This is a genomic window from Pseudoxanthomonas suwonensis J47 (assembly GCF_000513955.1).
Taxonomy (GTDB): domain Bacteria; phylum Pseudomonadota; class Gammaproteobacteria; order Xanthomonadales; family Xanthomonadaceae; genus Pseudoxanthomonas; species Pseudoxanthomonas suwonensis_C.
In genome coordinates this window covers 37,989-50,186 of the sequence record NZ_AZUZ01000012.1, presented here as the reverse complement: position 1 = coordinate 50,186, position 12,198 = coordinate 37,989, and the positions used below count along the sequence as shown (strand labels likewise).

Below are 12,198 nucleotides of genomic sequence, written 5' to 3'. Positions count from 1 at the left end.
TTCGACGCCGGAACGCCCCCGCGCCAGCGGGGGCGAGGCGTCCCGGCGCGCAGAGCGCCGCGGCCGATCCGGTGTCAGACCGGGATCAGCGTATTGATCACGTGCTCGAGGTACTCCTCGAACTCCTCGTGGGTCATCTTCGGCTGGTGCGGGCGCAGCTGCAGGAAGCCGACGTACGCCGCGTAGGTCAGGCGCGCGCGGTTCACCGATTCGGTGCGGCCGAGCCCGGCCTGGCGGAACGAGGCGGTGAGGTAGTCCAGGCGGCGCTGCGACACGCGCTGGATCACCGGGCCCACCGCCGGGTGTTCCAGCGCCTTGAGCAGTTCGCTGTAGATCGCGTGCGGCTTGGTCTCGTGGCCGACCAGCTGGAACAGGCGGCGCAGCCGTTCACGCGGATCGGGCACCTCTTCCAGGCTGCCGAAGACCTGCTCCTGCTCGACTTCTTCCCAGCGCTCCAGCGCAGCCTGCAGCAGCGCGTCGCGCGACGGGAAGTGCCAATAGAAGCTGCCCTTGGTGACGCCGAGTCGGCGGGCAAGCGGTTCGACCGCCACGGCGGCGACGCCCTGCTCGGCGATCACGTCGAGGGCGACCTGGGCCCAGTCGGCAGCACTGAGACGACTGCTGCGCGCGGGAGCGGAAGGCATCGGGGCGGCGGGGCTCGTGTTCATGCCCCGATTTAACCATACGCAGTAGTGCGTTGCAGTACGCCGTTTCTCGGGAAACTGCAGTGGATCACGAACCATACGGCCGATGCTGCACCGCCATACGCCTTCGTATTGACTTTCCCTCGAGGCGGTCCATACCATCAGGTATGGATCTGGCTGCCACTACCGTCCCGACGGTCGTCGACCTGCGCCTCGAAGGCGCGGGACTGGCGCTGGCTGCCACCCGCTGCCACGCCGCCGGGCAGGCCCACGAGGCGCCCGCCGTCGTCTACGCGCACGGCTTCGGCCAGACCCGCGGCGCCTGGTCGGCTACCGCCGCGACCCTCGCCGCGCATGGCCATCCCGGCCTGGCCTACGACGCCCGCGGCCATGGCGGCTCGGACCGCAATGCGGCCGACGAGCCCTACACCGGGCACCAGTTCACCGACGACCTGATCGTGCTGGCCGGCGAGCTGCCGCAGCCGCCGGTGCTGGTCGCCGCCTCGATGGGCGGGCTGTTCGGCCTCCTCGCCGAGGCGCGCTGGCCCGGCCTGTTCCGGGCGATGGTGCTGGTCGACATCACTCCGCGCTGGGAAGCGGCCGGGGTCGAGCGCGTGCTCGGCTTCATGACTGCCTTCCCGCAGGGCTTCGCCTCGCTCGACGAGGCCGCCGACGCGATTGCCGCCTACCTGCCGCACCGCCGCGGCCGCAAGTCGCCCGGAACCCTGCGCGAACTGCTGCGCCAGGGCGAAGACGGCCGCTGGCGCTGGCACTGGGACCCGCGCCTGGTCGACGAGCTGGCACGCGACGCCGAACGCCACCAGGACGACATCGCCGAGGCCACCCGCGCGGTGCGCTGCCCGCTGCTGCTGGTCAGCGGCGGCCGCAGCGACCTGGTGTCCGCCGACACCATCGGACATTTCCTCGAACTGGCGCCGCACGCGCGCCATGTGCAGCTCGCCGATGCCACGCATATGCTGGCCGGCGACGACAACGACCGTTTTACCGCCACCGTGCTGGAATACCTGGCGGAACTGGACCGGAGCGAAAACTCCGGCATTTCCACCGCGCACCGGGCTCCAGCGCCCGTCACCGGAGCAGACCCATGAGCATCGCCGCGCCAATCCTGGCATTCATACTGATCAGCGCATTCGCCGCATACCACCGCTGGCGCCTCGCCGCCTGGGCAGCCCTGCTTGCCACGGCGCTGGTCGGCTGCTGGCTGCTCGGCGCCCACCAGACCGCCACCGTCGTCGTGGCCATCGTCGCGGCGGTCATCGCCGTGCCGCTGCTGCTGCCGTTCATCCGCAAGCCGCTGCTGGTGGCGCCGCTGCTGGACGTGTTCCGCAGGATCCTGCCGCCGCTGTCGCAGACCGAGCGCATCGCCCTGGAGACCGGTTCGGTCGGCTTCGAAGGCGAGCTGTTCACCGGCGACCCGGACTGGCAGAAGCTGCTCGACTACCCGAAGCCGCAGCTCAGCGCCGAAGAGCAGGCCTTCCTCGACGGCCCGGTCGAGGAGCTGTGCAGGATGATCAACGACTGGGAGATCACCCACGTCCACGCGGACCTGCCGCCGGAGCTGTGGGACTTCATCAAGAAGAACCGGTTCTTCGGCATGATCATCCCGAAGGAATACGGCGGCCTGGGCTTCTCCGCGCTGGCCCACCACAAGGTGATCCAGAAGATCGCCTCGGTCTCCTCGGTGGTCAGCTCCACCGTCGGCGTGCCGAACTCGCTGGGCCCGGGCGAGCTGCTCAACCACTACGGCACCAGGGAGCAGAAGGAGTACTACCTGCCGCGCCTGGCCGTCGGCCAGGAAGTGCCCTGCTTCGGCCTGACCGGCCCGTTCGCCGGTTCCGACGCGACCTCGATCCCGGACTACGGCATCGTCTGCAAGGGCGAGTGGAACGGCGCCAACGTGCTCGGCGTGCGCCTGACGTTCGACAAGCGCTACATCACCCTGGCCCCGGTCGCCACGCTGATCGGCCTGGCCTTCCGCATGTACGACCCGGATGGCCTGATCGGCGACACCAAGGACATCGGCATCACCCTGGCCCTGCTGCCGCGTGACACCGCCGGCGTCGAGATCGGCCGCCGCCACTTCCCGCTGAACTCGCCGTTCCAGAACGGCCCGATCCGCGGCAAGGACGTGTTCATCCCGCTCAGCCAGCTGATCGGCGGCGCCGAGATGGCCGGCAAGGGCTGGAACATGCTCAACGAGTGCCTGGCCGTGGGCCGCTCGATCACCCTGCCGTCGACCGCGTCCGGCGGCGCCAAGGCCGGTGCCCGCGTGACCGGCGCCTACGCCCGCATCCGCAAGCAGTTCGGCCTGTCGGTCGGCCGCTTCGAGGGCGTCGAGGAAGCGCTGGCCCGCATCGGCGGCAAGGCCTACACCGCCAGCGCGCTGGCCCAGGCCACCGCTGCCGCCGTCGACCGCGGCGATGTGCCGTCGGTGCCGTCGGCGATCGCCAAGTACCACTGCACCACCATGGGCCGCGAAGTGATCACCGACGTCATGGACGTGATCGGCGGCAAGGGCATCATCCTCGGCCCGCGCAACTTCGCCGGCCGCGGCTGGCAGGCCGCGCCGATCGGCGTGACCGTGGAAGGCGCCAACATCATGACCCGCAGCCTGCTGATCTTCGGCCAGGGCGCGATCCTGTGCCATCCGTGGGTGATGAAGGAAATGAAGGCGGCGCAGGACAAGGACCGCAAGGCCGCGGTCGAGTCCTTCGACGAGAGCCTGGCCGGCCACGTCCGCTACGGCATCTCCAACGCCGTGCGTTCGTTCTGGATGGGCCTGACCGGCTCCAAGTTCGGCAGCGTCCCGGGCAACGACTACACCCGTCCGTTCTTCCGCAAGCTCGACCGGTACTCGGCCAACCTGGCGCTGATGACCGACCTGTCGATGCTGCTGCTGGGCGGCAAGCTGAAGTTCAAGGAGTCGCTGTCCGGCCGCCTGGGCGACGTGCTGAGCCACCTGTACATGGCCGGCGCCGTGCTCAAGCGCTACCACGACGAGGGCACCCCGGAAGCGGACAAGCCGCTGCTGGCGTGGAGCATGTACAACAGCTTCTACGTGATCGAGAAGGCGCTGTCCGATGCGCTGCGCAACTTCCCGATCCGCCCGGTGGGCTGGCTGCTGTGGGCACTGGTGTTCCCGCTCGGCCGTCGCGCCGAGGCCCCCGGCGACCGCCTGAACCACCGCGTGGCCTCGCTGCTGATGTCGCCGAACGAGGCGCGCGACCGCCTGGGCCAGGGCGTGTTCCTGACCCCGTGCGAGAACAACCCGGGCGGCCGCATCGACAGCTACCTGGCCAAGGCCGTGGCCGCCGAGCCGGTCGAGCGCAAGTTCCTCAAGGCGCTCAAGACCAAGGGCATCGAGGCGCTGGACTTCCCGGCGCAGCTGGACGAGGCCGTGGCCGAGGGCGTGATCACCGCCGAGGAGCGCAAGCAGCTGGAAGAGCTGCGCCAGATCACCCTCGAGGCGATCACCGTGGACGACTTCGACGCCCACGAGCTGCGCGCGGCCAGCTACTACGACCAGCCCCGCCCGGGCAATCGCGAAGCGGCCTGATCCGCCCGCGACACCGGCAGAGCGACACCAGGACGGCGGGCCCCAGGGCCCGCCGTCCGCGTATCCGGACCCACGCCCCAGGAGCGAACCGATGTCCAACCGCCTGCTCGACACCTGGCACCGCATGCAGCGCTGGCCGGCCGGAGGCTGGCTGTTCTCGCGCGCGGTCTGTTTCAAGGCGCCCTACTTCGCCACCATCGCCCCGCGCATCACCGTGCTCGAACCGGGCCGCTGCGAGGCCACGATCCGGCACCGCCGCAAGGTCACCAACCACCTCGGCACGGTCCACGCCATCGCCCTGTGCAACCTCGCCGAACTGGTCGCCGGGGTGATGACCGACGCCAGCGTGCCGGCGTCGATGCGCTGGATCCCGCGCGGGATGACGGTCGAGTACCTGAAGAAGGCGGTCGGCACCATCCATGCCACCGCCACGCCGGAAGGCGCGCTGGTCGAGGCCGGCGAGGCCTACGAGCTGCCGGTGGCGGTGGAGGCGCGCAACCCGGCCGGCGAGGTGGTGTTCCGCGCCCGGGTGATGATGTGGATCTCGCCGAAGCCGGCCCGCACGCCGGCTACGGAACGCCGGTAACCCCCGGACTCCGGCGCAGCTGCCGCCGGGCTCAGGCGGCGCCGTCCGCCGCGGCCACCCCGGCGCCGCGTTCGTCGGGGAGCTGCTTCTCCTGGCGCAGCAGCCTGAGCACCGAGAAGGTCATCGCCGCGGCGACCAGCGCACCGGCGCCGAACACCGCGCTGGAGCCGATCAGCGACAGCGGCTTGTGCAGCCAGACGAAGCTCAGGTCGGCGCCGCGGTAGATCACCGTGTCGATGGCCGCGCCGGCCTTGTAGCGCCATTCGCGGCCGACCCGGGTATAGATCGTCTCGCGCGCCGGCTTGGCCAGGGAGAACTCGCTGGCGCGGGTCACCACCTGCACCACCGCCACGATCAGCGGCAGCGGCGAGGCGGCCAGCACCGAGAAGCCAACGATGATCGCGCAGCCGGGGATCAGCAGCGCCGGGGCGATGCCGAAGCGCGACAGCAGGCCGCGGGTGACCAGCAGCTGCACCACCAGGGTCAGCGCGTTCACCGCCAGGTCCAGGGTCGCGTAGAAGGCGGTGGCCGCGGCCGGGTCGGTGTAGGCGCGGCGCACGATCGCCGCCTGCTCGTTGTACAGCAGGGTGCCCACGCCGACCCCGCCGATCACCATCAGCGCCATCCAGCGCAGCAGCGGTTCGCGCAGGACCAGCTTGAGCCCGGCCAGCACCTCGCCGCCCATCGCCACCTCGCCGGTCACCACGCCGCGCGCCTGCTCGCGGGCCACCGCCCACAGGCGCAGCCGCAGCAGGCAGACCACGCACATCGCCAGGAACCCGGCCGAGACCAGCATCAGGTTGGCGATGCCGATCCGCTCGACGAGGCTGCGGGTGAGGATCGGCCCGAGGAACGCGCCGAGGGTGCCGGCCGCGCCGATGTAGCCGTAGAAGGCGCGCGCCTCGGCGTTGCTGAACACATCGGCCATGAAGCTCCAGAACACGGCCACCGCGAACAGGTTGAACACCGTGATCCAGAGGAAGAAGGCCATGCCCCGCCCCGGCACGCCGCTGTCGAACAGCACGTAGAAACCCAGCAGGGTGGCGATGAAGAAGCCGTACACCACCGGCAGGAACACCCGCCGCGGGAAGCGGCTGACCAGCCAGCCATACACCGGCTGCAGCGCCAGCATGATCAGGAAGGTGCAGGTGAACAGCACCTGCAGGGTGAAGTCGCGCAGCGGCACGCCGCGCTCGGCGAAGAAGCCGATCATCGCCGGCGGGAAGATCGCCTCCACGTCGGCCGAGGCGCCCATCGCCTCGCGCACCGGGCGCAGCACGTAGTAGCCGCTGAGCAGGCAGAAGAAGTACACGAACGCCCACAGCAGCGGCGGCGATTCGGTCATCGCCGAGCGGAGACGGCCGATGCGGCTGGAAGCCGTGTCTGCAGGGGTCATGGGCGAGGCGTTCCTGGGGGGTCGAACCGGCCGGCCCACACGGTCCGTCCTTGCCGCGAAGTATACGATGCAGCGCAACATGGCCAGAGCGGCGCCGTACGCCCCGGGGCCTTGCGCGCATGCGCCGCCTGCCCACAGCATCCCCGTGCCGCACTCGCGGCGGATGACGGGAGATCCATGTACGACTTCATCGTGATCGGGGCCGGATCGGCCGGCTGCGTGCTGGCCGCGCGGCTGAGCAAGGACCCGGCCTGCCGGGTGCTGCTGCTGGAGGCCGGCCCGCGCGACTGGAACCCGCTGATCCACATGCCCGCCGGCCTCGGCCGCCTGGCCAGCAACCGCACGGTGAACTGGAACTACAGCACCGAGCCGGAGCCGCAGCTGCACGGGCGCCGGCTGTGGTGGCCGCGCGGCAAGGTGCTTGGCGGCTGCAGCTCGATCAACGCGATGTGCTACACCCGCGGCGTCCCCGGCGACTACGACGAATGGGACCAGACCGGCGCGGCCGGCTGGAGCTGGAGCGCGCTGCTGCCGTATTTCCTGCGCGCCGAGGACAACGCGCGCGGCGCCTCGGGACTGCACGGCGCCGGCGGCCCGCTGCGGGTCTCCGACCTGCGCCACCGCAACCCGCTCTCGGAAGCCTTCATCGAGGCCGGCGTGCAGGCCGGCTGGGGCGGCAACGACGATTTCAACGGCCCGCGCCAGGACGGCTTCGGCTTCTACCAGGTGACCCAGCGCGACGGCGCACGCTGCTCCGCCGCGGCCGCCTACCTGGCCCCGGCGCGCGCGCGGCCCAACCTCCACGTCGTCACCGGCGCGCTGGTACGACGGATCGTGGTCGAACGCGGCCGCGCCACCGCTGTCGAATACGCGACCGGCCGCCGCCTGCACCGCGCCGGGGCCGCCGGCGAGATCCTGCTCAGCGCCGGCGCGGTCAACTCGCCGCAGCTGCTGATGCTCTCCGGCATCGGTCCGGCGGCGCAGCTGCGCCGCCACGGCCTCGAGGTGCACGCCGACCTGCCCGGCGTCGGCGGCAACCTGCAGGACCACCTCGACATCTGCACCCTCTACCACTGCCCGCCCGGGCTCAGCTACGACCGCGCCAGCGAGCTGAAGATCGCCTTCGACTACTTCCTGCGCGGCCGCCGCGGCGCCGGCAGCAGCAACATCGCCGAGGCCGGCGGCTTCGTCCGCTCCGCGCTGGCCGCCGACGACCGTCCCGACGTGCAGTTCCACTTCGTCCCGGCCATGCTCGACGACCACGGCCGCAACCGCCTGGAAGGCGACGGCATGACCGTGCACGCCTGCTTCCTGCGCCCGCGCAGCCGCGGCCGGATCTCCCTGCGCGACGCCGATCCGCGCAGCGCGCCGCGGATCGAAGCCGGCTACCTGTCGGATCCGCAGGGTTTCGACCTGCGGATGATGGTCGAGTGCGCGAAGCTGTCGCGCGAGCTGCTGGCGCAGCCGGCCTTCGACCGCTACCGCGGCGCGCCGATCCACCCGTCACGCGACGACCTCGACGACGCCGGGCTGGAGGAATTCGTCCGCGCCAAGGCGGAGACCATCTACCACCCGGTCGGCACCTGCCGCATGGGCAGCGACGGCGAGGCCGTGGTCGATCCGCAGCTGCGCGTGCGCGGCGTCGACGGCCTGCGCGTGGTCGACGCCTCGGTGATGCCCACCCTGGTCGGCGGCAACACCAACGCGCCGGTGATCGCCATGGCCGAACGCGCCGCGGACATCGTCCGTGGACGCGTGGCTGCCGCCACGCCTGGCATGGCCGCGCGCGCCGACGCGCTCGCCGCCCCCGCGGTGTAGCGGAAAGCCTGTCCGGTCCATGGACGTCCACCCCCTGCGTGGTGGACGTCGTCCAGCCGCGGGACCTACGCCCGCTCCAGCATCGCCGGCAGCGGGCAGTGCAGCAGCGCGCACACCGTGCGCAGCAGCTCCGCTTCGGCCACGCTGACCCGGCGGTCGTGCGAGACCGCGTCGACCAGCGCCTCCACCAGCACCTGCTTGGCTGGCGGCGCCAGCGCGTCGAGCGGCTCCCACACCGCGTCCAGCGCGCGCACGCCTTCGGCCGGCGGCGCGTACGGCAGGTGGTCGCGCGGCAGCACCCGCTGCAGGCCGGCCAGGTAGGCGCGCTGCGCCTCCATCGGCTCGCCCGGGTGCCCAGCCTCGGCGATCACCGCCAGCAGGGTGGCGAACTCCTGGCGCACGCCCGGCGCCTTGCGGTGGCCGAAGCGGGCGTGGCGCGACGGGTCCAGCGCCTCGCGCACCTGCACCTGCAGCAGCTTGGACAGGCAGTACTCGAACAACGACACGCGACCGTCGGCGTGGACCATCGCCTCGATCGCGTCGAGGAAGGCATCCAGCTCCGGTCGCGGGCGCTGGCGCAGCACCGGGAAGGCCAGCGCGGCCAGCGGCAGGCGCAGCGAAGGATGCAGGCCGCGCAGGTGCCGGTCGCGCAGGTCGAAGGCCTGCTGCGCCAGTTCGGCGCCGCAGCGCGCGGCGATCTCGGTGCGCTGGCGCGCGGCCACCGCCGGGTCGGCGTCCAGCAGCATGCCCAGCAGCAGCGGCATCGCCGCGGTGCGCTGGCGCGCCAGCTCGCGCAGGTCGTCCGGCAGGCTGGCCACCAGGTCATGGGCGCGCTGGTAGTCGTCCTCGGCCGGCGTGGCGACCTGTCCGGCGACCATCGGCGGGGTGACGACCAGCTGCGCGTCGGCCGGCGGCAGCGGCGGCGGACCGCCGGCGTACCCGTCGCGCGCGGCCAGGCCCAGGGCCACGTCCTCGGCCAGGCCGTCCGGCGGCGCCATCTTCCAGCGCGCCTGCAGCTGCTGCAGCTGGCTGGCGTCGAAGGTCGGCTCGAGGCGGCGGATGCGCTCGACCAGCGGCGGATGGGTGGCGAACAGCCCGGACAGCGCCGCGCCCGGGCCGAACAGCATGTGGCTGACCTCCTCGGCATCGGCGCGGTCCTGCAGCGCCGAACCCGACTGCAGCCCGCCGATCTTCTTCAGCGCACCGGCCAGGCCGCGGGTCTGGCGGGTGAACTGCACCGCCGAAGCATCGGCCAGGTATTCGCGCTGGCGGCTGACGCCGGCCTTGATCATGCGCCCGAAGAACACGCCGATGCTGCCGACCACCATCGCCACCAGCGCGGCGACCAGCAGCGGGGTGGTGTCGCGCGAGCGGCCCAGGCGCCCGTAGACCAGGATGCGCTGGCCGATCAGGCTCAGCATGAGGATGCCGAACAGCAGGCCGATCAGGCGGATGTTCAGGCGCATGTCGCCGTTGAGCACGTGGCTGAACTCGTGCGCGATCACGCCCTGCAGCTCGTCGCGGTTGAGCCGGTCCAGCGCGCCGCGGGTCACCGCGATGGCCGCGTCGGAGGGGCCGTAGCCGGCGGCGAAGGCATTGATGCCGGACTCGTTCTCCAGCACGAACAGCGCCGGCACCGGCACGCCGGAGGCGATCGCGATCTCCTCCACCACGTTGCGCAGGCGCCGCAGCGACGGGTCGCGGGTGTCCTCCGGCACGAAGGTGCCGCCCATCTGCGCCGCGACCACCGCGCCGCCGCCGCGCAGCGAGGCGATCCGGTACAGCGATCCCAGGCCGATCACCGCCAGCGTGGCGAAGGTCGCCGCCACGGTCGCGCCGATGCTGCCGGTCAGCACCAGCGTGACCAGGTCCACCGCCAGCACGATCGCCACCACCGCCGCCACGAACAGCAGCACCAGCCGCCCCGAGCCGCGGCGTGCCGCGGCCTGATGCTCGAAGAAGTTCATCGCCCCCGCCCCACGTCCTGGTTGGTCGCGCCGGCTGCGCCGGTCAGAACTGGACCTTCGGTGCCTCGCGCACCTGCGCCTTGTCCGCGGGGATGTCCAGCAGCGCCGCCGGGGCGAAGTTGAACATGCCGGCGACCACGCTCGACGGGAAGATCTCGCGCTTGTTGTTGTAGGCCATCACCGCGTCGTTGTAGGCCTGGCGCGCGAACGCCACCCGGTTCTCGGTCGAGGACAGTTCCTCGGTGAGCTGCATCATGTTCTGGTTGGCCTTCAGGTCCGGGTAGGCCTCGGCCACCGCCAGCAGGCGGCCGAGCACGCCGTTGAGCTGGCCCTGGCCGGCGGCCAGCTGCGCCATCGCCGACTCGTCGCCCGGATGGGCCTTGGCCGCGGCCAGGCCGGCCTGCGCGGCGGAACGCGCGGCGATCACCGCCTCGAGGGTTTCACGCTCGTGCGACATGTAGGCGCGTGCGGTTTCGACCAGGTTCGGGATCAGGTCGAAGCGTCGCTGCAGCTGCACGTCGATCTGGGCGAAGGCGTTCTTCCACGCGTTGCGGCTGGTGACCAGGCCGTTGTAGACGCCCACCGCCCACAGCGCGAGGACCACGACGGCACCCAAAAACACCAACAGGATCAACATTGTGCCCATTCATCTTCTCCTGGTTTGTACATTCCCCGGAAACCGGCGCTAGAATCGGTTGCAGCGGTAGCTTACAGGCATCAAATACATGAAAGACGGGCGCGTGGGGCCGGACCGGCCGCGGGGAATCCGACCGCTGACGCTGGGTGCGCTCGCCCTGATGCTGGCCATGGCGCTGCCGTCGACCGCGCAGACGCCCACCCTGTCGCCGGCGGTGCTGCCGCCGCCGACCCAGCCGCTCCCCTACCGTACCTACGACACCGCCGCGCGCAAGCCGCTGTCCGAGGAGTTCGACGTCGCCCTGTTCGAGGCGATGGCCGAGCAACTGGTCCAGGGCCAGCGCGTGCCGGGCCTGGCGATGGCGATCGTGCACGAGGGCCGCATCCTCAGCGCGCGCGGCTACGGCGTCACCGACGTGGTCCGCCCGCAGCCGGTCGACTCGCACACCGTGTTCCGCCTGGCCTCGCTGTCCAAGGCCTTCGCCGGAACCATGGCCGGCCTGCTGGTCAGCGACGGCAGCCTGCGCTGGGACAGCCGCGTGGCCGACTACGTGCCCGGCTTCCAGCTGCAGGATCCGCAGCTCACCCGCCAGGTGACCGTCGCCGACCTGCTCAGCCACCGCGTCGGTCTGAAGGCGCACAACGCCTTCGACCGCGACATCGAGGGCAACGCCGAGTACTACACGGTCTCGCAGAAGCTCGGCAGCGCCGAACTGGCCTGCGCCCCGGGCGAGTGCTACGCCTACCAGAACGTCGCCTTCAGCCTGATCGGCGACGTGGTCTTCGCCGCCTCCGGCAACTTCTACGAACAGGAAGTCCAGCGCCGCGTGTTCAAGCCGCTGGGCATGAACGACGCCAGCCTCGGCCTGGCCGGGATCGAATCCAGCCCGCGCTGGGCGCGCCCGCACGTGCGCAGCCGCAATGGCTGGGTCTCGCTGAGGCCCAAACCCACCTACTACCGCCTGCCGCCGGCGGCCGGCGTCAACGCCAGCATCAGCGACATGGCGCAGTGGCTGCTTGCGCACACCGGCCACCGCCCGGACGTGCTGCCGGCGCCGCTGCTGGCCACGCTGCACGCGCCGGTGGTGTCGACCCCGGGCGAGCTGCGTTCGGGCTGGCGCCGCGACCGCGTGCAGGCGGCCAGCTATGCGCTGGGCTGGCGCGTGTTCGACTACGCCGGCGAGGAACTGGTGTTCCATGCCGGCGCGGTGCAGGGCTACCGCGGCATGACCGCGATGCTGCCGGGCCGCGACCTGGGCATCGCCATCCTCTGGAACAGCGAGAGCTCGCTGCCCAGCGGCCTGCTGCCGACCATCCTCGACCGCGCCCTCGGCCTGCCGCCGGAGCGCTGGCTGGACGTGGACGTCGAATTCGGCGCCGACAACCTGATGGTCGAGCGCAGCAACGAGCAGCCGGAAGCGCCGGCCCAGCGCGGCAGCTCGGGCACCACGGCGACCGCTTCGCCGCGCTGATCGCGGGAGCCGCGGGCCCCGCCCGCGGACCTTCGCGATTCCTTCCGGACGCACCTGGCGAGCCCCCGTTCCGGGGCGGCCTGCATACGCCCCTGTCGAAGC

Annotated in this window: 9 protein-coding genes; 5 read left to right on the top strand and 4 right to left on the bottom strand. The window is 71.5% G+C overall.

Translation table 11 applies throughout. From position 1 onward, the window contains the following. Positions 1 to 74: 74 nt before the first annotated feature. On the bottom strand, positions 75 to 668 hold the full coding sequence (locus tag M503_RS0104655; protein ID WP_024867756.1) for a TetR/AcrR family transcriptional regulator: 594 nt from the start codon (positions 666 to 668) through the stop codon (positions 75 to 77). Between the two features lie 143 nt (positions 669 to 811). Between M503_RS0104655 and M503_RS15680 the strand changes: the two genes are divergently transcribed. The 3 genes from M503_RS15680 to M503_RS0104640 all read left to right on the top strand — a co-directional run bounded on the left by M503_RS15680 (position 812) and on the right by M503_RS0104640 (position 4,807). Beyond that, positions 812 to 1,753, top strand: a complete 942-nt coding sequence (locus tag M503_RS15680; protein ID WP_037060507.1) for an alpha/beta fold hydrolase — start codon at positions 812 to 814, stop codon at positions 1,751 to 1,753. Next, the gene (locus M503_RS0104645) at positions 1,750 to 4,221 is read left to right on the top strand and encodes an acyl-CoA dehydrogenase (protein ID WP_028928127.1); all 2,472 of its coding nucleotides are present in this window, start codon (positions 1,750 to 1,752) and stop codon (positions 4,219 to 4,221) included. Before M503_RS15680 ends, M503_RS0104645 begins: the two co-directional genes overlap by 4 nt. 91 nt (positions 4,222 to 4,312) lie before the next feature. Further along, a complete protein-coding gene (locus M503_RS0104640; RefSeq protein WP_028919211.1) occupies positions 4,313 to 4,807 on the top strand; it encodes a hotdog fold domain-containing protein in 495 nt (164 codons plus the stop codon). A gap of 31 nt (positions 4,808 to 4,838) precedes the next feature. On the opposite strand, the gene M503_RS0104635 is transcribed toward M503_RS0104640, so the two are convergent. Continuing rightward, on the bottom strand, positions 4,839 to 6,203 hold the full coding sequence (locus M503_RS0104635) for an NTP/NDP exchange transporter (RefSeq protein ID WP_028928126.1): 1,365 nt from the start codon (positions 6,201 to 6,203) through the stop codon (positions 4,839 to 4,841). Between the two features lie 177 nt (positions 6,204 to 6,380). On the opposite strand from M503_RS0104635, the gene M503_RS15675 reads away from it, so the two are divergent. Beyond that, positions 6,381 to 8,021, top strand: coding sequence for a GMC family oxidoreductase (locus tag M503_RS15675; RefSeq protein WP_051414249.1), 1,641 nt, complete (start codon positions 6,381 to 6,383; stop codon positions 8,019 to 8,021). 65 nt (positions 8,022 to 8,086) lie between these two features. Here M503_RS15675 and M503_RS0104625 read toward each other — a convergent pair whose 3' ends face one another. Both M503_RS0104625 and M503_RS0104620 read right to left on the bottom strand, forming a co-directional pair. Further along, positions 8,087 to 9,988, bottom strand: coding sequence for a M48 family metallopeptidase (locus M503_RS0104625; RefSeq protein WP_028919212.1), 1,902 nt, complete (start codon positions 9,986 to 9,988; stop codon positions 8,087 to 8,089). Positions 9,989 to 10,031: 43 nt separating this feature from the next. Continuing rightward, a complete protein-coding gene (locus tag M503_RS0104620; protein WP_024867749.1) occupies positions 10,032 to 10,634 on the bottom strand; it encodes a LemA family protein in 603 nt (200 codons plus the stop codon). Between the two features lie 79 nt (positions 10,635 to 10,713). Between M503_RS0104620 and M503_RS0104615 the strand changes: the two genes are divergently transcribed. After that, the gene (locus M503_RS0104615; protein ID WP_037060505.1) at positions 10,714 to 12,096 is read left to right on the top strand and encodes a serine hydrolase domain-containing protein; all 1,383 of its coding nucleotides are present in this window, start codon (positions 10,714 to 10,716) and stop codon (positions 12,094 to 12,096) included. Positions 12,097 to 12,198: the final 102 nt, after the last annotated feature.

Coding starts and splice junctions, on each gene's coding strand:
- M503_RS0104640 (WP_028919211.1), top strand. CDS start 4,313: ATGTCCAACCGCCTGCTCGACACCTGGCACCGCATGCAGCGCTGGCCG.
- M503_RS15680 (WP_037060507.1), top strand. CDS start 812: ATGGATCTGGCTGCCACTACCGTCCCGACGGTCGTCGACCTGCGCCTC.
- M503_RS0104645 (WP_028928127.1), top strand. CDS start 1,750: ATGAGCATCGCCGCGCCAATCCTGGCATTCATACTGATCAGCGCATTC.
- M503_RS0104615 (WP_037060505.1), top strand. CDS start 10,714: ATGAAAGACGGGCGCGTGGGGCCGGACCGGCCGCGGGGAATCCGACCG.
- M503_RS0104635 (WP_028928126.1), bottom strand. CDS start 6,203: ATGACCCCTGCAGACACGGCTTCCAGCCGCATCGGCCGTCTCCGCTCG.
- M503_RS0104620 (WP_024867749.1), bottom strand. CDS start 10,634: ATGGGCACAATGTTGATCCTGTTGGTGTTTTTGGGTGCCGTCGTGGTC.
- M503_RS15675 (WP_051414249.1), top strand. CDS start 6,381: ATGTACGACTTCATCGTGATCGGGGCCGGATCGGCCGGCTGCGTGCTG.
- M503_RS0104655 (WP_024867756.1), bottom strand. CDS start 668: ATGAACACGAGCCCCGCCGCCCCGATGCCTTCCGCTCCCGCGCGCAGC.
- M503_RS0104625 (WP_028919212.1), bottom strand. CDS start 9,988: ATGAACTTCTTCGAGCATCAGGCCGCGGCACGCCGCGGCTCGGGGCGG.